A 16,605-nucleotide genomic window follows, 5' to 3' on the forward strand; every position below is an offset into this window, starting at 1 on the left:
ATGACGCGGCTTTTCGAGCTCGGGACGGGAGACGGGCCGGAACCCGCCGGGGTGTATCGCGCCGTGCGCATCGACGACGCCGCCTTCGCGTCCGGCCTTCCCGCGGGAACGGTCGCGCAGCTCTCGGGCGGAGACGGCAGCCTCTTCACGGCCGCGCTGTCCCTGCGACGCGGTGAGCGGGTCTGGGAGTCGGTGGACGCAGGGGACCGGACCGATGCCCAGATGATCGGCTGGACGGCGCTCGTGCCCGTCATCCAGCAGGCGTCCCCGTGACGGGTGCCGCTCCGCCGCCGAGTGGGAACTACGCTGTGCCCATGTCCGACTCCCTCGCGAGCTCGTCCTTCTCGAGCACGGTCACGGGAGGTCCCGCCGGGCACCGGCGGATCCTCCCCGCCCTGCAGCTGCTCGTCCTGCTCAGCCTCGGGTTCTCGGCCTACGGACTGGTCCCTCGGGTGCGCACGGACGCATCGCATGCGGCTCTCCTGGTGGGCTGGGCGCTGCTCGTCGTGCTGCTCGCCGCGGCGTGGGCGGTCCGTGCCCGGGCCCGCCGGCCTCAGGTGCGCGCGGCCGTCTCCCTCCTCGTGATCGCCCTGGCCACCCCGGTGGCGCTGCTCGGGACAGTCGGCTTCACCGCGCCCGTGCTCATCCTCGCGGTCGCGCTCACCGTCCTGGACATCAACGCGAGCGCGGGATACGTGGCGACCGCGTGCATCAGCGTGCTGGGCCTCGTCCTCGTGCTGGTCAGCGGTGCCCCGGCTCCGGACGTCGTCGACGCCGTCCTCATGGTCGCCCCGCTCGCGGTCCTGCTCCTCTTCGGCGTGGCGCTGGGTCTGGCGCTGCGCGGCTACGAGGAGCGTCTCGCCCAGGACGCCGAGGTCATCGCCCGGCTGCGCCACGCCGCGGAGACGGAGAAGGAGCTCCTGCTGGCCGACGAGCGGACCCGCAGCGCCCGTGACCTGCACGACGGCCTCGGGCATCGGCTCACGCTCGTGTCCATGAGCCTCGAGTACGCCGAGCGGATCCGCGTGCGCGATCCGCAGGCGGCCTGGACGGAGATCGGGGAGGCGCGTGACGCCGCGCACGGCGCCCTCACGGAGATGCGCACCTGGGTGCGGGCCCTCAGCCCGGTGCGGGACCCCTCGGCCCGCGGTGCCGCGGCCCTCGAGGCGATCGCGGAGTCATTCCGGGGGACGGGTCTCGCGGTCCAGGTGACGGTGGCCGACTGCGCCGATGCACGGCTCACGGCGGACGAGGTTCTGTCCCTGCAGGTCTACCGCACCGTCCAGGAGGGGCTGACCAACGCCCTGCGGCACTCCCGTGCGCGCACGGTCGACATCCGCGCGGATCTCGCCGACGGCGACGTCATCCTCTCGATGAGCAACGACATGGACGAGCTGGCGCGGGCCCGGGTGCCGCAGGGGCCGGCGGAGCCCGGCTTCGGGCTGCGGAGCATCGCCGACCGCGCCGAGCTGTGCGGCGGGAGCTTGCGCGCCGACCGCGAAGGGGACCGCTTCGTCCTCGAGCTGCGGCTGCGGGGGGTGTGCTGATGGACGTGCTGACGGTGCTCGTGGTCGATGACCAGCAGCTGCTGCGGCGCGGCCTCGCGATGCTGCTGTCCACCGTCGAGGGCATCGAGATCGGCGCCTCGGCGGTGGACGGCGCCGAGGCGCTCGCCGTCCTCCGCCGGGGCGGGATCGACGTGGTCGTCACCGATGCGCGGATGCCGGGCATGGACGGGGTGGAGCTGGTCGCGCGCTGCGCCGCGGAGCATCCGGGCCTGCCCGTCCTGCTGCTCACCACCTTCGACGAGGATGCGCTCGTGCAGAGCGCGCTGGCCGCCGGAGCCGCGGGATTCCTGCTCAAGGACACCTCGACGGATGCGCTCGCGGCGGCGATCCGCACGGCCGCGCAGGGCGGACGGGTCGTGGATCCTCGGGTGGCGCGGGCGGCGGTCGGGGAGCGCGCGTCGGCTCCGCAGGACGATCCGCTCGGCGTGCTCACCCGCACGGAGCGCCTGGTCGCGGAGCAGGTGGCCCAGGGCCGGACGAACACCGAGATCGCGGAGGAGCTGGTGCTGGCCGAGGGCACGGTGAAGAACCACGTGAGCGCCCTGCTGCGGAAGCTCGGGGCGCGCGACCGGACGGCGCTCGCGCTGCAGCTCTACAAGATCCTGCACCGCTGAGGCGCGGAGGGCCTGCTCAGGGCTTCTGCGGCGGGAGAGCGGCGATGAGCGGATGGTCCTTGTCGATCACGCCCAGCTTCGCGGCACCGCCGGGCATGCCCAGGTCGTCGAAGAACTCGACGTTCGCGGCGTAGTAGTCCGTCCAGGCATCGGGCAGGTCGTCCTCGTAGTAGATGGCCTCGACCGGGCAGACGGGCTCGCAGGCGCCGCAGTCCACGCACTCGTCCGGCTGGATGTACAGCGAACGGGTCCCCTCGTAGATGCAGTCCACGGGGCATTCGTCCACGCAGGCGCGGTCCTTCACGTCCACGCAGGGCAGGGCGATCACGTAGGTCATGGGCTCCTCGGTTCCTCCGATGCGCGAGCTGGCCTCTCGAGGCTACGACTTCATGTGCGCTCGAGGTCAACCGGGCCCGTCTTGACCTCAAGCGCACATGAGGTCCTAGGGTCGGGGCATCGACCCGAGAGGACGCGACATGCCCGTCTACACCCTGCCCGACCTGCCTTACGACTACTCCGCTCTCGCCCCGCACATCTCCGCCCGCATCATGGAGCTGCACCACTCCAAGCACCATCAGGCCTACGTCACCGGAGCGAACACGGCCCTCGAGAAGCTGGCGGAGGCCCGTGAGACGGGTGACTTCGCGAACGTCAACAAGCTCGAGAAGGACCTCGCCTTCAACCTGGGCGGGCATGTGAACCACAGCGTGTTCTGGCAGAACCTCTCGCCCGAGGGCGGCGGCGAGCCGACGAGGGAGCTCGCCGAGGCCATCGGCGAGCACTTCGGCTCCTTCGATCGGCTGAAGAGCCACTTCACCGCGACCGCGCTCGGCGTCCAGGGATCCGGCTGGTCCGTGCTCGGCTGGGACACGACCGGACAGCGTCCGCTGATCTTCCAGCTGTATGACCAGCAGGGCAACATCCCCGTCGGGATCGTCCCGCTGCTGCAGCTGGACGTGTGGGAGCACGCCTACTACCTCGACTACGCGAACGTGCGCGCCGACTACGTGAAGGCCTTCTGGAACATCGTGAACTGGGACGATGTCGCACGCCGTCTGGAGGCCGCCCGCTCGTGACCGCGACGCAGCACCCCCATGTCCGCGAGGCGCCGGCGCTGTACGACAGCTTCGCGCAGTACGGCAGCGGCGTCACCCTCGTGACGACGCGGGACGGCGGCGAGGACCTGTTCTTCATCGCCGCCTCCGTGCTGACCGCCTCCGTGGATCCCTTCACGATCGCCGTGTCGATGGGGCGCACCCGCGCGGGCGCCGCCGCGATCGCCGCCGGCGCGCCCTGGGCCGTGTCGATCCTCGCAGCCGATCACCTGGGCCTGGTCCGCACCCTCACCGGCCCCACCACGCGCGAGGAGCGCCTGGCCGCGCTCGCGGCCGCGGGGGCGGAGCGCACGGACGAGGGGCCGGTGGTCCTGCCCGATGCGCTCGTCGCCCTCGCGTGCACGACGCACGCAGTGACGCCGGTGGCCGACCAGCTGCTCGTCGTCGGCGAGGTGCGTCGCGGCAGCGCTCATCGGGAGAGCCCGCCGCTGCTGCGCTGGAACCGCGGGTTCGTCACAGGGGCGCAGACCCTGGAGGGCTGACGGGGCCCCGGCGGCGGAGCTGTCCGCAGGCTGTTCCGTCATGCGAGACTCGGCTCTCGACATGTGGACGACCCTCTAGGCTCGAGCGATGGATGCACAGCGAAAGCGGCCAGGGGTGATGCGCCCGTTCGTCGACGACGCCTGGCTGCAGGCGCATCGGGACGAGGTCGTCCTCGCCGATGTGCGCTGGTACCTGGACGGGACGTCCGGGGAGGCGGCGTACCGGAGCGGGCACATCCCCGGGGCGGTCTTCGTGGACCTGGACCGGTGGCTGTCCGGCGACGCCGGACCGGCGGGGCTCAACCCGTTGCCCGATCCCGCCGTGTTCGCGCGCGGCCTGGGCGGTCTCGGCATCGGAGAGGACACCGCCGTCGTCGCCTACGACGATGCCGGCGGCGTCATCGCGGCGCGCCTGGTGTGGATGCTGCGGGCCATCGGAGGGAGCGCCGCTCTGCTCGACGGAGGGCTCGCCGCATGGTCCGGGGATCTCGGGACCGACCTCGTGCGGCTCGCGCCGCAGGAGCGCCCGGTGATCCCGTGGCCGGCGGAGCTGCTCGCGGACGCCGATGAGGTCGACGCCTGGCCGGGCCTCGTCCTGGATGCCCGCAACCCCGACCGCTTCGACGGGAGCCTGCAGGTACCCAGCGATCCGCTGCCGGGGCACATCCCGGGCGCCGTCAACATCCCCTGTCGTCGGAACCTCGACGCCGAGGGCCGGCTGCTGTCGGCCGCGACGCTGCGGGAGACGTTCCGGCGAGCGGGTGTCGAGGACGGTGCGGAGGTCATCTCCTCCTGCGGCTCGGGGGTCACCGCGTGCCACACTCTGCTGACCCTGGAGCACATCGGTCTCGGTCGGGGACGCCTGTATCCCGGAGGCTGGTCCGAGTACGCGGCGATCCCGGGGCGCTCGGCGCAGAGGTGACCTCGCCGGTGCGCGCGGGCCCGGCGCCGTGGAAGGCCCCCGGCTCGCGACGGCGCGGGCTCGCCGCGGGAGGGGCTCGGCGTCGCCCCTCCCGCGGCGGACTGCTCAGCTCGAGCTCGCCTCGATCTGCTGGGGATCATCGGCGGTGCGGACCTCGATCTTGCGAGGCTTCGCCTTCTCGCTGACGGGGATCGTCACCGTGAGCACGCCGTTGCGGTAGCTCGCGGCGATGCCGTCGGTGTCGAGCCCCTGTCCGAGGCTCAGCTGGCGCAGGAAGGTACCTCCCGTGCGCTCGCGCGTGATCCACTGCGCGTTCTCCTCCGGGGCGATCGTCCTCTCGGCCCGGATGGTGAGCAGCTGCCCGTCGACGTCGACGTCGACGGACTCGGGGTCGATCCCGGGCAGATCCGCGCTCAGGACGTATCCCTCCTGGGTGCGGTACAGATCCATCGGGATCTGACGCAGGCCTCGACGGCCCGGGTCGAGGATCGAGTGGGTGAAGCGCTCCAGGTCCCGGAGCGGATCGTAGGGTGCCATCGCTTCTCCTTCCTGAGGGCCACCTCGGGTGGCCGCGGCTTTCGGGGGTGCGGGGCTCGTCCTGCCCCCGCTGAGCAGAAAATTAGCACTCTCCCCATGAGAGTGCCAGAGTTCGTTCGCCGGCGGCGAACGCCGCGAGGGCCGCGCGGCGGAGCCCGTGAGAGGGTGACCGGATGAGCTCGGAGCCCGATGCGACCGTCCACCCGCTCGACCGCCGCCGCGACCCGTCCCGTGTCGCGCTGGTCCGGCGCCTGGCGGCCGAGGTCGCCGCCCGTCACGGCGCCGACCTCGCACGGATGCGGCGCGCGAACGGGTACTCCCATGCGACCTGGGTGGGCGAGGGCATCGCGGTGCGGATCGCGCACGACCCCGGCGACATGGCCCGCGAGGTGGCGCTCGTCCGCGCCCTGCCGCGGGAGGTCGGGCACCCCGAGATCCTCGGCGCGGGCACCGTCGAGGGGCACGGCTGGATCGTGACTCGAGAGGTCCGGGGCCGGAACCTGCAGGACGTGTGGCGGGCGCTGACGTCCTCGCAGCAGAGACAGGCCGTCCAGCAGCTGTGGGAGCGGGCCCGGGCCGCGCATCGGGCGACGCCCGCGCTGCAGGCGCACGTGGAGTCGCACGGGGGATACGTCCCGGAGACGCTCGAGGACGCCCTGGCGGCGGCGGGGCGGGCCGAGGGCGCGCTGGACCTGCCCGAAGGGCGGCGCTCCCGGCTCCGCAGGATCATCGGCGAGTACTTCCGGGCGGCCCCGGACGCCGCGCAGGTCGTGGCCCACGGCGACCTCGCGTTGATGAACGCGCTCTGGGACGACGAGGTCGTCGCCCTGCTGGACTTCGAGTTCGCCGTGCGCGGACCGGTCGAGATCGACCTCGCCCGGCTGATGTGCGAGGCGCGGGTGAGCGAGGACGGCGACCACGTGGACTCCGCGGCGGGCGACGCCGCGGCAGGCATCGCCGCCCGGGGCATGGACCCTGTCCGCGGCCGCGTGCTCCTCCACGGGGCCGCGGTCCTCGACCAGCTGCGGGACCTGGACATCTGGCTCGGGCACGACGACATCCGGGAATCGGCGCAGCTGTGGCGCCCGGGCCGGCTGCTCTCCGGGCTGCTCGATCCCGAGGGCGGATATCTCGCCCCCGTGCTCCGGTGAGCTGTCCGGCGACGGGACGATGGCACGGCCCGGTGCGCTCAGCCGCCGGTCCCGGGCCGTGGCGAACGGGCATCAGACAGGCCGGACACGTCCTGATCTGTGCGTGCCGAGCGCGCGATCGGTCCGGGTCGTTCCCTCGAGCCGGTCGAGGATCCCCTCCGCGGTCGCCTCGTCGGTCACCAGGGCGTCGAGGATCCCGCCGCGGACGGCCGCGATGATCGCCTCCTCCTTCTCGGGGCCGCAGGCGACGCCGACCACCGTCGGGATCCGGCGCAGCTCCTCGAGGGAGAGTGCGAGCGTCCGCTCCGAGAGCGGGGTGCGGACGTGGCGGCCTTCCGCGTCGAAGTGGTGGTCGAGGATGTGCCCGACCGCGGCGCCCCGGCTGATCGCGGCGGAGATCTCCGGGGTGAGGTACTCGGCCAGGACGTCGCCGTCCGCAGGTGCATGGATCCCGGCGACGCCGACGAGGGCGATGTCGGCGCGGGCCGCGAGGGCCATGGTGGTGGCGACCCTCTCCTCCCGCAGCAGCGCCCGAGCGAGCCCCGGGTCGTCGACGAAGAGGGGGATCGGGATGCGTGCGCTGGTCGCCCCGAGCTGCTTCGCGATCTGATGGCAGATGGTGGGGGAGTCGCGACCCCATTCGGGGCGCCCTCCGGGGAGGGAGCCGAGCATCTGCACGATCGTCGTGCGGGGCAGAGGGGTGAGTGGAACGTGGCGGGCGGCGGCGGCGACCGTCCGGCCGTTGCCCACCGCGATGACGCTGCGCTCCTCGGCGAGGTCCAGGAGGAGGTCCGAAGCCATGCGTCCCACGTCGTCGATCGGATCCGGCCCGGCGTTCTCGGCGACCCGGATCGCCTCGAGCTGCAGAGCCCGTCGCAGCCGTCCCTCGATCGCGAGGATCCGCTCGAGCGGATGGCTGATCGTCACGCGGACGACGCCGATCTGCTGCGCACGGGCGAGCATCCGGGACACGGTCGGCCGGGAGTAGCCGACCTCCTGGGCGATCTGGGCCTGGGTGCGGCGCTCCTCGAAGTAGAGACGCGCGACGCACAGGAGCGTCGTGATGTCGTCGCGTTCACGCTGCATGGTCACGGCGTCAGGCTATGCGCTCGGGCCCGCGAGCGGGTGCGGACACCGGATCTCCGAGGAGCCGGGCGATGAACAGATGCTCGTTCTTTCTGCCTCGCTCCATGAGGGGATGGCGATGACCTGCCTGCTACGTGCAGGGACAGCGCCACTCTCTGCATCGATGAACATCTGTTCAGTTTCGCTGTTGCTGGGGGTGTTCCGCGGCGGTAGCGTCCAGGGCACCGCATCGGCACACGGGGTACGTCGGCAGCTCGCAGCGGAGCGCGCAGCCGGCCCGATCAAGGAGACGGAATGAGCGACGGACTCGTCACAAAGGACCTCGTGCAGGTCGACCTGGAGGTCGCGAGCACCGGAGAGCTCTTCGCGCACATGTCCCACATGCTGCAGGAGGCCGGCTACGTGAAGGAGAGCTTCGGAGACGCTCTCGCGCTGCGGGAGGCGACGTACCCCACGGCGCTGCCCACGCAGCCGGAGGCCATGGCGATCCCCCACGCCGATGCGGTGCACATCCTCGAGCCGTTCATCGCCCCGATCCGGCTCGCGAGCCCCATTCCCTGGCACGAGATGGGCAACGACGACGTGACCCACCCCGTCCGGTTCGTCTTCCTGCTCGGATTCACCAAGGCCGATGGTCACGTGAAGGTCCTCCAGGACCTCATGATCGCCAGCCAGGACCCCGAATTCTTCCCGCGGCTCGCGTCCGCGGGATCGGCCGAGGAGTACTTCTCGGCGGTTCAGTCCATCCAGGGCTGAGCACCCTCACGGATACGAAGGAGTAACCATCATGAGCGCGAAGGTCATCGTCGCCTGCGGCAGCGGAGTCGCCACCTCCCAGACGGTTGCGAGCAAGGTCAACCGCCTGCTCAAGGAGGCCAAGGTCGATGCCGAGGTCACGGCCGTCGACCTGAAGTCCGTCGACCGTCACCTGCAGGGTGCGGCCGCTTACATCACCATCGTCCGCGAGAACACCCAGCGCACGGTGCCGGTCATCAACGGGATCGCATTCCTCACCGGGATGGGCCAGGACGAGGAGTTCGAGAAGCTCCTCGCCGCGATCCGCCAGAACCAGTCCTGATCCACCCCATTCGCTCGGAGGGATGTCATGAACTTCCTGCAAGACGGCGTCAACTTCTTCCTCTCGCTGGGTGCTGCGGTCTTCGTCCCGATCATCATCATCATCGCCGGCCTGGTCGTGCGCATGAAGGTGAAGGACGCCGTCTCGGCCGGGATCACGCTCGGCGTGGCCTTCTCCGGGATGCTCATGCTCATCTCCTTCATGACCGGCGCGATCACGCCGGCAGCGCAGGCGATGGCGGAGACGATCGGCGTCAACCTCCCGATCGTCGACGGCGGCTGGACCACCATGTCCACGATCTCGTGGTCGTGGCCGTGGGCCTTCCTCATGTTCCCGCTGGTCGTCGGCGTGAACATCGTGCTGATCGTCATCAACCGCACGAAGACCTTCAACGCGGACCTGTGGAACGTGTGGGGGAAGATCTTCACCGCCGTCGCGGTCTACGCGATCACGGGCAACCTCGTCCTCGCGTTCCTGGTCGCGGCCGTGCAGGTCGTGTTCGAGCTGAAGGCCGCCGACTTCCACCAGCACCGGGTCGAGAAGATGTCCGGCATCCCCGGCGTCACCATCACCCACCGCATGGTCTTCATGGCCGCGCCGATGCACATCCTGGACCTGGTGCTGCGCCGGATCCCGGGCCTCGATCGCTCCTTCAACGCGGAGGATCTGCGCAACAAGCTGGGGATCTTCGCGGAGAACCATGTCCTCGGCTTCATCCTGGGCGTGGTCTTCGGGCTCCTCGCACGGTTCGACATCGCCGGGATCCTCACGCTCGGCGTGCAGTGCGCGACCGCGCTCACGCTCTTCCCCGTCATCTCGAAGTACTTCATGGCGGCGCTCGAGCCGATCTCGAACGCGATCTCCGAGTTCATGCGCAAGCGGTTCACGGACCGCGAGCTGTTCGTCGGGCTGGACTGGCCGTTCCTCGGCGGGGCGAACGAGATCTGGCTCGCCGTCATCTGGACCATCCCGATCACCCTGGTCATGGCCTTCATCCTCCCCGGCAACGGGATCCTGCCCTTCGCCGGGATCATCAACATCGCGATCGCGGTCGCGGCCTACTTCGCCAGCCGCGGGAACATCATCCGGATGATCATCCAGTGCACGGTGTTCGCCCCCGTGTTCCTGTACGTCGGGACCGCCTTCGCCGCCTCCATGACGGATCTCGCGAACGCCACCGGCGCCGTCGACCTCGAGCCCGGACAGCTCATCTCCAACTCGAGCATCGACGCCCCGATCTTCACCTACGCGATCTCGAACTTCATGCGGGTGACGGAAGGCAACTGGATCCCCCTGGCCATCCTCCTCGCCTGGATCGCCTGCTTCGTCCTCTACTCCCGCAGCCTGATCGCCGAACGCGACCGGGACGCGGCGCAGGCGACCCAGGAGGACGTCCCGGCCTGATCGCCCGCGCCTCCACCACGCTCCCGCTCCTGGAAAGGAACCCCCACCCATGCTCGAGAACCTCAAGAAGGACGTCGTCCTGGTCGCCAAGCGTGCCCAGCACGACGGCCTGTGCAAGCACAAGTCCGGCAACTTCAGCGCCCGCGACCCCGAGACGGGCCTGATCGCTGTCACGCCGACCAGCCTGGATCGTGAGCAGATGAGCTCCCGCGACATCGTCGTGATGGACCTCGACTGCCAGGTCGTCGAGAACGAATCGGGCCTGCGCCCCACCAGCGAGGTGCTCATGCACATCGAGATCTACCGCGCTCGGCCCGAGGTCCGCGCGATCGCCCATACCCACTCCGCCTACGCGACCACCTTCGCGGTGCTGAATCGGCCCATCCCCGCGATCGTCTACGAGGTCGCGAACCTCGGGCTCACGAAGGGCCGGATCCCGGTGGCCCCCTACGGGCGCCCGGGCACGCCGGAGCTCGCCAGCGCCGTCACCGGCGCGGTCCTGGAGGCGGACTGCCTGCTGCTGGAGAAGCACGGCGCCGTCGCGGTCGATGACCGGGACATCTACGAGGCCTATCTCAAGGCCGCCTACATCGAGGAGCTCGCCGAGCTCTACCACCATTCCCTCCTCGCCAACCGTGGCGAGGAGCCGGACTCCTTCGCCCAGGAGGAGCTGCAGAAGTGGGCGTACCCCTCGCAGATCCGCTTTCCCGTAGCCACGGCGGGATGAGGCGATGCAGGTCCTCCTGATCCGCCACGGGCGCCAGGCTGATGTGCGCTGCAACGTCGACGTGGGTCTCAGCGCCGCCGGCCGCCGCCAGATGGCCCTCGTCGGGGCGCGCCTGGCGGGGACGAGGATCGACCTGCTGTGCTCGAGCGACATGGTCCGCGCCCGGGAGGGCGCCGACCTCGTCGACGTGCACCTGCACGCGCCCCGAGCCGTGGTTCCCGCGCTGCGCGAGCTCGACTTCGGCGACATGGAGGGACTGCACGACCACGAGATCGTCCGGATGTTCGCGGACTTCCAGCGCGAGCAGGCCCGGATGGAGCAGGACCTGCGCTACCCCGGCGGGGAGAGCGTCGGCGAGGTCCGCGACCGCGCCGCCGCCGCGCTGGCGGGCCTCGCCGGGGAGGGGGCGGAGCGCATCGCCGTCGTCACCCACGGCGTGGTCATCCGGGCGCTGGTCACCGCCGCGCTCGGCGCCCCGGTCCCGCGCTGGCGGAGCGTCGCGCCGTCGCTCGAGAACGGCAGCATCACCACGATCGCCCTCGACCCCGCCAGCGGGGCCATGGCGCTCGACGTCCTGAACGACCACGCCCATCTCGAGCCGTTCCCGGAGCTGCTCCGGTCGGTGTGGGGCGTCCGCGAGAACTAGCTGCACGAGGAGCAGACGATGAAGAAGATCATGAACACGGCGGACACCTTCGTCCGCGACACCATGGAGGGCATCATCGCCGCCCACGGCGACCAGATCGCGCTCCTGGACGGAGACCATCAGGTCCTGGTCCGGGCCGGCGGCCCGACGCCGGGCAGGGTCGGGATCGTCACCGCGGGAGGCAGCGGGCACCTCCCGCTCTTCCTGGGCTATGTGGGCGGCGGCATGCTCGACGGCTGCGCGGTGGGCGAGGTGTTCGCCTCTCCGTCCGCGGAGAAGATGGCGAGCATGATCCGCGCCTGCGACAGCGGCGCCGGGGTCCTCGCGCTGTACGGGAACTACAACGGCGACGTCTTCAATTTCGAGATGGCCTGCGAGGACGTCGAGTTCGACGATGTGGCCACCCGCCAGGTCCGGGTCCGCGACGACGTCGCGAGCTCGCCTGCGGACCGGGCCGAGAAGCGCCGGGGCGTCGCCGGGCTCGTCCTCGCGTACAAGATCGCCGGCGCCGCGGCGGACCGGATGATGAGCCTGGACGAGATCACGGAGGTGACCGAGCGTGCGCTCGCGAACATCCGCTCGATGGGCGTGGCCCTGTCGCCCTGCATCGTCCCCAAGGTCGGCACGCCCGGCTTCTCGATCGCCGAGGACGAGATCGAGATCGGCATGGGCATCCACGGCGAGGCGGGCATCGAGGTGCGGCCGATGATGACCGCCGAGGAGATCGCCGACCTGCTGCTCGCGAAGATCCGCGAGGACATGCCCCTCGCGGCGGGGGACGAGGTGTCCGTGCTGGTCAACGGGCTCGGCTCGACCCCGCTCGAGGAGCAGTACATCCTCTATCGGACGGCGCACCGGATCCTCGGGGAGCTGGGCGTGGACGTGGTCCGCCCGCAGGTGGGGGAGTTCGCGACCTCCATGGAGATGGCTGGGCTGTCGCTGACGGTCATGAAGCTCGACGCCGAGCTGAAGGAGCTGCTGCTCGCCCCCGCCTCGACCCCCTTCTACACGAACGCGAACAGGTGAGGACCATGACGGACACCGACTCGACTCTTGCTCGCGGCACGGCTGCGATCAGCGCGCTCATGACGCAGAACCGGGACCTGCTGGTCCGCCTCGACCAGGTCAGCGGCGACGGCGACCTGGGGATATCGATGGACGAGGGCTTCCAGGCGTTCGCGGCGTACGTCGCCGAACAGGACCCCGCCCGCACGGACCTCGCCGAGCTGTTCCGCCAGGGTGCGAAGGTCCTCAACGCCGCGGCGCCGTCCTCGCTCGGGACGATCCTCAGCTTCGGCCTCATGGGGATCGCCCGCTCGCTCCGCGGCCGCGGCACGGTCGATGCCGCCGACGTCGCGGACGCCTTCGATGCAGGCATCGCGAACATCATGGCCAAGGCCGGGTCGAAGCCGGGGGAGAAGACGGTCCTCGACGCCCTCGTCCCGGCAGCCGATGCGCTGCGCGCCGCACTCGATGCCGGTGCGGACCTCGCCGGGGCCGCCCGGCAGGCCGCCGCGGCGGCAGCCGAGGGCTCGGAGGCCACCACTCGGATGATGGCCGTGCACGGCCGGGCAGCCTATTCCGCACAGCGGAGCATCGGCGTGCTCGACGGCGGATCCGTGGTCGGGAAGCTCATCGTCGAGGGTGCGGCGGGCGCGGTGGGCTGAGCCGCCCCAGGAGGACGGAGCGATGATCCGTTCCCGGCACGGCGCCGCGCTGCGCAGGACCTTCGGCGACGGGACAGAGCATGCGACCCGAGGCGCCGGATCGCTGCTCCGGGAAGTGTGCATCGGCCCCGTCCGGTTCCCCGTCGCAAGGGCCGCCGTGAGCACGACCTTCCCGTCCCGGGGGGGGCGATCGCCGCGCAGCCGCAGGGCCAGTCGGCATCTCTGTCGCCAGGGGCCCTTCGCCCGACCGGGAGGGCCTTCTCGACCGGCGACGGTCTCGGGGGCATCGACCGTGTGGTGGGATCTTCTGCATGAGCACCGACTGGACACTCACGGACCGCGTCCCCACCCCCGGCGAGCACCGCCGGCTCGCCGAGTCCGTGGGGTGGAAGGACGCGTTCGACCAGCCGTCGCTGCCGGCCAGCCTCGCGGGCTCGTCGCTGGGGGTCGTGGCGAGCATCGGCACGCAGGTGATCGGCATGGGACGCGTCGTCGGGGACGGCGTGAAGTACTTCTACATCCAGGACGTCGCGGTCGACCCGGCGCATCAGGGCGCGGGGGTCGGGCGTGCCATCCTCGAGCGGCTCGTCGAGCTGATCGCTCGGGCGGCTCCGGCCCCCGCGTTCGTCGCCCTGTTCGCCACAGCCGCCGGAGAGCCGCTCTACCGGTCCCTCGGCTTCGAGTCCGGGGACATGACCGGCATGTTCACGATCATCGATCCGGCCGTCGCGACGGAACGGGCTGGATGATCGCGGGCCCGTGACCCGGCTCTGATCGGCGCGGTCGGGCCCCGGTCCCGGGCGCGTCGACGACGTCCCGCGGGACGAGGACCGCAGGCGCGGAATGCACGCCGGGCGTTGCGCAGTTCCTGGAGCCACCTCAGCGTTCGGGCCGCGGATCTCAGCAGATCTCGGTGCCTCGGGGGCGGGCGCGGCGCCGTAAGGTTTCAGTGCGCCAGACATCGGCTTTAGGACGTCATCTCTGTTCCGAGACCATCGGGATACCGGACGCGGCGAATCAGTGACAGAGATGGACCGCGTGGTCCGCGACCCGATTGGTGATTCCCCCATGAACAACAAGACCGTGCCCTCCGCCGTCGTGCCCGTCCGGCGTCGAGCCGCCCTGAAGGGGGCGGCCTGGGCCGCACCCGTCGCCGTGGTGTCCGTGGCCGCTCCCGTGCTCGCGGCGTCGATCCCGTGGGACGCCGAGGTGTCGCTCGTCGCGGTCCCCGGCCCGGCGTACGCGTTCGGCTTTCTCGAGCACGGCTACGACCACCTGTTCACCGGGATCGCGGTGGACCCGACGCCGACGGCGGTGATCTCCAGCCTGGGCCCGGGCCCCATCCCCGCCGGCACGACGTTCCTCTACCGGGCGCCGTCCCTGTCGTCCTACCCGCCGGAGTGCACCATCGCCTTCTCCGGCAGCGGATTCACCGTCGGGTCGAGCCTCGTCGAGATCGGGGGCTACTCGTACTACGAGATCACGCTCGTCTCCGAGCTGCCTGTCGGGAGCAGCCTGAGCATCGAGACCGTCCCGTCCGGTCGCGGGCCGGCTGTCGCGATCCTCGCAGGCGACAAGCCGATCGAGTTCCGACTCGCGGGGGAGGACGCCGTGGCCGCCAACAACTCCGCGATCATGGCCGTGTATCTGGCTGCGTGGACCCGCCGCGACACGGACGGCATCCCGCTGTGGGACACGTACAACAAGGACGGCGTCGAGGATCGGCGCTGAGATCATGCCGAGGGCTGGACGTCATGCGCCGGCCCTCGGCGGCGTCCCGCAGGGGCATCGGTCCTCGGACGGTGACAGCTCGGACCGGCGTCAGGTGAACCGCATCGTGCTCACCGCGCGGAGGATGCGCTCGACGCTGGCGTGACCGTGCGCTCGGAGCTCCTCGGTCGATGTCCCGGTGTCGCAGACCAGCATCCCGTTCAGGGTCGTCAGCAGGCCTCCGGCGCAGTACAGCGAGTCCTCCCGGATGGTCGACCCCTCGGTGACCGGCGCTCCGTCCTGGAGGAGGAGCGCCTCGAAGCGATCTGCGTACGACTCGACCAGGGTCGCCTGCGCGGCGGAGGTGATCCTCCAGCTGCGCGCCGCCCGGATCACGTCGCGTCGGTCGACCATGCAGTCCACCAGGGCGTGCAGCTCGCGGACCGCCCGCGCCGCCCGGGACTCCTCGGGCGCGGGGGCCTCGGGGATCTCCGGGGTCATGAGCATCGTCAGCACGCCGTCCAGGCTCCCGAAGTTCGCGTACAGCGCCGCCCGGCTGATGCCGGCGCGCTCGGAGAGCAGGCCCATCGTCACCTCCGCGCACCCTTCCCGGGCCAGGGCCTCGAGCGCGTCGAGCACGGCCCGCCGGGTTCTCGCCGGCCGGGGATCCGGTGCGCGCCCGGTTCTCCTTCGAGGCGCGAGAGGCTGTGGGTTCATGTGGCGATCTCTTTCCTTCTTCGGCGGCGACGCCTCTGATCCCGGCATCGCACCCTCAGGGCCTTCGAAGATAGTACGGAGGGATATCGGGTCGCGAATGCACTAATTTCTGGACAGGTATCTCAAATAGGGGAGATCTGTGTGTCCCTGACCTCCGGACCCCGGCGGCCAGGCGGAACGTCGGTGACGGGCCCTCGAGGCGGATGCGCCACCGCTTCTCGGATCGATGGCCGCATACGGGGGTGGTTCGGGGAGGGGAGAGGCTGAAACAGGGGGACGGGGAAGGTGCATCCGGGAGGTGAGGCCGGAGATCCCCGGAGTTCGTCGCACACGATGGAGATCTGCAGCATGGCGGAATTCATGAAGGGGTGGCGGGAATGAGGAACGACGTCGTCGCGCGTCAGCTGACGCGTGCGCTGAGGAACCGGGCGGACGGGCCGCTGCTGCGGGTCGCGGAGCTCCCGCCGGTGCGCTGGAACCAGGCGGCGCGCTGGGCCGAGCGCCCTGTCGAGGAGATCGTCGAGGAGCTGCACCGCCCGGGCGGCCCGTCCCGAGCCGTGCTGCGACGCCACGTCGAATGGCTGCGCGCCTGGAGCGAAGGGCTCGCGGCCTCCCGGGCGGCCCGGCGATGAGCGTGAGCCGATCGGTCCGGCACCGCCCGTCGGGCTGGAGGACCCTGGCCGCGATGGTCGAGGTCTTCGTGGCCGTGGTGCTGCTCGCGATCAGCACGGCGCTCGTCCTGGGCGCACGCGACGGATCCTCTCTCGTGCGGATCGAGGACGGCAGGACGGCCGAGCTCATCGGGGCATGCGCGGCCCTCCTGTTCCTGGCGAGCCTGATCCGCCTCCTCGCCGGCCTGTTCGCCCCTGCGCGGCAGGAGCCGGGATCCGCGTCCGCGGACGACGAGGTCGGTGCCTGGATCGAAGCCGAGATCAGCCAGCGGTTCGCCTCCGTCCACGCCGATCTGCGCGAGGTCCTCGCCGCCGACATGCACGATGCGCGGCGCGATCTCGATGCGCGGATCTCCGCGGCACGCGCGGATCTCCTCTTCCGGCGGGTGTCCGCCCGGCCCCGTCGTCCCCGTGCCGAGCAGGGCCAGGAAATCGGCCAGGTCAGGCGGGTCCTCGCCGCTCTCCTGGGCTGACATCCCCTCGGCGGTGCGAGGGCCGGGGCGCCGTCGT

At 71.0% G+C, this 16,605-nt stretch carries 22 protein-coding genes; 18 read left to right on the plus strand and 4 right to left on the minus strand.

Features of this window, described 5'->3' with window-relative positions:
* The 3 genes from ACFFF6_RS07105 to ACFFF6_RS07115 are packed head-to-tail and all read left to right on the plus strand — an operon-like array spanning position 1 to position 2,182.
* Positions 1-273, plus strand: coding sequence for a hypothetical protein (locus tag ACFFF6_RS07105; protein ID WP_376979506.1), 273 nt, complete (start codon positions 1-3; stop codon positions 271-273).
* Between the two features lie 41 nt (positions 274-314).
* Positions 315-1,547 carry a sensor histidine kinase gene (locus tag ACFFF6_RS07110; protein WP_376979507.1) on the plus strand — a complete coding sequence of 411 codons (1,233 nt, stop codon included), beginning with the start codon at positions 315-317 and terminating at the stop codon, positions 1,545-1,547.
* Positions 1,547-2,182 (plus strand): response regulator transcription factor, encoded by a 636-nt coding sequence (locus ACFFF6_RS07115; RefSeq protein WP_376979509.1) that lies wholly within the window; start codon positions 1,547-1,549, stop codon positions 2,180-2,182. Before ACFFF6_RS07110 ends, ACFFF6_RS07115 begins: the two co-directional genes overlap by 1 nt.
* A 16-nt stretch (positions 2,183-2,198) precedes the next feature.
* Here ACFFF6_RS07115 and fdxA read toward each other — a convergent pair whose 3' ends face one another.
* Positions 2,199-2,519 carry a ferredoxin gene (gene fdxA, locus ACFFF6_RS07120; protein ID WP_376979510.1) on the minus strand — a complete coding sequence of 107 codons (321 nt, stop codon included), beginning with the start codon at positions 2,517-2,519 and terminating at the stop codon, positions 2,199-2,201.
* Between the two features lie 139 nt (positions 2,520-2,658).
* Here fdxA and ACFFF6_RS07125 point away from each other — a divergent pair, with 139 nt between their 5' ends.
* The 3 genes from ACFFF6_RS07125 to ACFFF6_RS07135 all read left to right on the plus strand — a co-directional run bounded on the left by ACFFF6_RS07125 (position 2,659) and on the right by ACFFF6_RS07135 (position 4,701).
* Positions 2,659-3,258: a superoxide dismutase gene (locus ACFFF6_RS07125; RefSeq protein ID WP_376979512.1), complete on the plus strand. Its 600-nt coding sequence runs from the start codon at positions 2,659-2,661 to the stop codon at positions 3,256-3,258.
* On the plus strand, positions 3,255-3,779 hold the full coding sequence (locus tag ACFFF6_RS07130) for a flavin reductase family protein (protein ID WP_376979513.1): 525 nt from the start codon (positions 3,255-3,257) through the stop codon (positions 3,777-3,779). Before ACFFF6_RS07125 ends, ACFFF6_RS07130 begins: the two co-directional genes overlap by 4 nt.
* A gap of 88 nt (positions 3,780-3,867) precedes the next feature.
* Positions 3,868-4,701: a sulfurtransferase gene (locus ACFFF6_RS07135; RefSeq protein WP_376979515.1), complete on the plus strand. Its 834-nt coding sequence runs from the start codon at positions 3,868-3,870 to the stop codon at positions 4,699-4,701.
* Positions 4,702-4,806: 105 nt separating this feature from the next.
* Here ACFFF6_RS07135 and ACFFF6_RS07140 read toward each other — a convergent pair whose 3' ends face one another.
* Complete coding sequence (locus ACFFF6_RS07140) at positions 4,807-5,238, minus strand: Hsp20/alpha crystallin family protein (RefSeq protein ID WP_376979517.1); 432 nt, start codon at positions 5,236-5,238, stop codon at positions 4,807-4,809.
* 173 nt (positions 5,239-5,411) lie between these two features.
* Here ACFFF6_RS07140 and ACFFF6_RS07145 point away from each other — a divergent pair, with 173 nt between their 5' ends.
* Positions 5,412-6,389, plus strand: coding sequence for a phosphotransferase family protein (locus ACFFF6_RS07145; protein ID WP_376979519.1), 978 nt, complete (start codon positions 5,412-5,414; stop codon positions 6,387-6,389).
* 72 nt (positions 6,390-6,461) lie between these two features.
* Here ACFFF6_RS07145 and ACFFF6_RS07150 read toward each other — a convergent pair whose 3' ends face one another.
* Positions 6,462-7,475 carry a sugar-binding transcriptional regulator gene (locus ACFFF6_RS07150; protein ID WP_376979607.1) on the minus strand — a complete coding sequence of 338 codons (1,014 nt, stop codon included), beginning with the start codon at positions 7,473-7,475 and terminating at the stop codon, positions 6,462-6,464.
* 294 nt (positions 7,476-7,769) lie between these two features.
* Between ACFFF6_RS07150 and ACFFF6_RS07155 the strand changes: the two genes are divergently transcribed.
* The 9 genes from ACFFF6_RS07155 (at position 7,770) to ACFFF6_RS07195 (ending at position 14,728) form a co-directional block, all read left to right on the plus strand.
* Positions 7,770-8,231 carry a PTS sugar transporter subunit IIA gene (locus ACFFF6_RS07155; RefSeq protein ID WP_376979521.1) on the plus strand — a complete coding sequence of 154 codons (462 nt, stop codon included), beginning with the start codon at positions 7,770-7,772 and terminating at the stop codon, positions 8,229-8,231.
* 31 nt (positions 8,232-8,262) lie between these two features.
* Positions 8,263-8,553, plus strand: coding sequence for a PTS sugar transporter subunit IIB (locus ACFFF6_RS07160; RefSeq protein WP_376979523.1), 291 nt, complete (start codon positions 8,263-8,265; stop codon positions 8,551-8,553).
* Between the two features lie 27 nt (positions 8,554-8,580).
* On the plus strand, positions 8,581-9,957 hold the full coding sequence (locus ACFFF6_RS07165; RefSeq protein ID WP_376979525.1) for a PTS galactitol transporter subunit IIC: 1,377 nt from the start codon (positions 8,581-8,583) through the stop codon (positions 9,955-9,957).
* A 49-nt stretch (positions 9,958-10,006) separates the two neighbouring features.
* Positions 10,007-10,684, plus strand: coding sequence for a class II aldolase/adducin family protein (locus ACFFF6_RS07170; protein WP_376979527.1), 678 nt, complete (start codon positions 10,007-10,009; stop codon positions 10,682-10,684).
* 4 nt (positions 10,685-10,688) lie between these two features.
* On the plus strand, positions 10,689-11,330 hold the full coding sequence (locus tag ACFFF6_RS07175; RefSeq protein WP_376979529.1) for a histidine phosphatase family protein: 642 nt from the start codon (positions 10,689-10,691) through the stop codon (positions 11,328-11,330).
* Between the two features lie 18 nt (positions 11,331-11,348).
* On the plus strand, positions 11,349-12,356 hold the full coding sequence (locus ACFFF6_RS07180) for a dihydroxyacetone kinase subunit DhaK (RefSeq protein ID WP_376979530.1): 1,008 nt from the start codon (positions 11,349-11,351) through the stop codon (positions 12,354-12,356).
* Positions 12,357-12,361: 5 nt separating this feature from the next.
* Complete coding sequence (locus ACFFF6_RS07185) at positions 12,362-12,997, plus strand: DAK2 domain-containing protein (RefSeq protein ID WP_376979532.1); 636 nt, start codon at positions 12,362-12,364, stop codon at positions 12,995-12,997.
* Positions 12,998-13,308: 311 nt separating this feature from the next.
* Positions 13,309-13,746 (plus strand): GNAT family N-acetyltransferase, encoded by a 438-nt coding sequence (locus ACFFF6_RS07190; RefSeq protein ID WP_376979534.1) that lies wholly within the window; start codon positions 13,309-13,311, stop codon positions 13,744-13,746.
* Positions 13,747-14,065: 319 nt separating this feature from the next.
* Entirely contained in the window at positions 14,066-14,728 is a 663-nt protein-coding gene (locus ACFFF6_RS07195; protein ID WP_376979536.1) for a hypothetical protein, read from the plus strand.
* Between the two features lie 90 nt (positions 14,729-14,818).
* Here ACFFF6_RS07195 and ACFFF6_RS07200 read toward each other — a convergent pair whose 3' ends face one another.
* Positions 14,819-15,346: a TetR/AcrR family transcriptional regulator gene (locus ACFFF6_RS07200; RefSeq protein ID WP_376979537.1), complete on the minus strand. Its 528-nt coding sequence runs from the start codon at positions 15,344-15,346 to the stop codon at positions 14,819-14,821.
* 455 nt (positions 15,347-15,801) lie between these two features.
* On the opposite strand from ACFFF6_RS07200, the gene ACFFF6_RS07205 reads away from it, so the two are divergent.
* Both ACFFF6_RS07205 and ACFFF6_RS07210 read left to right on the plus strand, forming a co-directional pair.
* Positions 15,802-16,056: a hypothetical protein gene (locus ACFFF6_RS07205; RefSeq protein WP_376979538.1), complete on the plus strand. Its 255-nt coding sequence runs from the start codon at positions 15,802-15,804 to the stop codon at positions 16,054-16,056.
* Positions 16,057-16,109: 53 nt separating this feature from the next.
* A complete protein-coding gene (locus ACFFF6_RS07210; protein WP_376979539.1) occupies positions 16,110-16,568 on the plus strand; it encodes a hypothetical protein in 459 nt (152 codons plus the stop codon).
* Positions 16,569-16,605: the final 37 nt, after the last annotated feature.

This window comes from Brachybacterium hainanense (assembly GCF_042434575.1).
GTDB classification, from domain to species: Bacteria; Actinomycetota; Actinomycetes; order Actinomycetales; family Dermabacteraceae; genus Brachybacterium; species Brachybacterium hainanense.

Excerpts from the sequence above, each read along its gene's own strand:
- ACFFF6_RS07105 (WP_376979506.1), top strand. The coding sequence starts at position 1 with ATGACGCGGCTTTTCGAGCTCGGGACGGGAGACGGGCCGGAACCCGCC.
- ACFFF6_RS07110 (WP_376979507.1), top strand. The coding sequence starts at position 315 with ATGTCCGACTCCCTCGCGAGCTCGTCCTTCTCGAGCACGGTCACGGGA.
- ACFFF6_RS07115 (WP_376979509.1), top strand. The coding sequence starts at position 1,547 with ATGGACGTGCTGACGGTGCTCGTGGTCGATGACCAGCAGCTGCTGCGG.
- fdxA (WP_376979510.1), bottom strand. The coding sequence starts at position 2,519 with ATGACCTACGTGATCGCCCTGCCCTGCGTGGACGTGAAGGACCGCGCC.
- ACFFF6_RS07125 (WP_376979512.1), top strand. The coding sequence starts at position 2,659 with ATGCCCGTCTACACCCTGCCCGACCTGCCTTACGACTACTCCGCTCTC.
- ACFFF6_RS07135 (WP_376979515.1), top strand. The coding sequence starts at position 3,868 with ATGGATGCACAGCGAAAGCGGCCAGGGGTGATGCGCCCGTTCGTCGAC.
- ACFFF6_RS07140 (WP_376979517.1), bottom strand. The coding sequence starts at position 5,238 with ATGGCACCCTACGATCCGCTCCGGGACCTGGAGCGCTTCACCCACTCG.
- ACFFF6_RS07145 (WP_376979519.1), top strand. The coding sequence starts at position 5,412 with ATGAGCTCGGAGCCCGATGCGACCGTCCACCCGCTCGACCGCCGCCGC.
- ACFFF6_RS07150 (WP_376979607.1), bottom strand. The coding sequence starts at position 7,475 with ATGCAGCGTGAACGCGACGACATCACGACGCTCCTGTGCGTCGCGCGT.
- ACFFF6_RS07155 (WP_376979521.1), top strand. The coding sequence starts at position 7,770 with ATGAGCGACGGACTCGTCACAAAGGACCTCGTGCAGGTCGACCTGGAG.
- ACFFF6_RS07160 (WP_376979523.1), top strand. The coding sequence starts at position 8,263 with ATGAGCGCGAAGGTCATCGTCGCCTGCGGCAGCGGAGTCGCCACCTCC.
- ACFFF6_RS07165 (WP_376979525.1), top strand. The coding sequence starts at position 8,581 with ATGAACTTCCTGCAAGACGGCGTCAACTTCTTCCTCTCGCTGGGTGCT.
- ACFFF6_RS07170 (WP_376979527.1), top strand. The coding sequence starts at position 10,007 with ATGCTCGAGAACCTCAAGAAGGACGTCGTCCTGGTCGCCAAGCGTGCC.
- ACFFF6_RS07175 (WP_376979529.1), top strand. The coding sequence starts at position 10,689 with ATGCAGGTCCTCCTGATCCGCCACGGGCGCCAGGCTGATGTGCGCTGC.
- ACFFF6_RS07180 (WP_376979530.1), top strand. The coding sequence starts at position 11,349 with ATGAAGAAGATCATGAACACGGCGGACACCTTCGTCCGCGACACCATG.
- ACFFF6_RS07185 (WP_376979532.1), top strand. The coding sequence starts at position 12,362 with ATGACGGACACCGACTCGACTCTTGCTCGCGGCACGGCTGCGATCAGC.
- ACFFF6_RS07190 (WP_376979534.1), top strand. The coding sequence starts at position 13,309 with ATGAGCACCGACTGGACACTCACGGACCGCGTCCCCACCCCCGGCGAG.
- ACFFF6_RS07195 (WP_376979536.1), top strand. The coding sequence starts at position 14,066 with ATGAACAACAAGACCGTGCCCTCCGCCGTCGTGCCCGTCCGGCGTCGA.
- ACFFF6_RS07205 (WP_376979538.1), top strand. The coding sequence starts at position 15,802 with ATGAGGAACGACGTCGTCGCGCGTCAGCTGACGCGTGCGCTGAGGAAC.
- ACFFF6_RS07210 (WP_376979539.1), top strand. The coding sequence starts at position 16,110 with ATGGTCGAGGTCTTCGTGGCCGTGGTGCTGCTCGCGATCAGCACGGCG.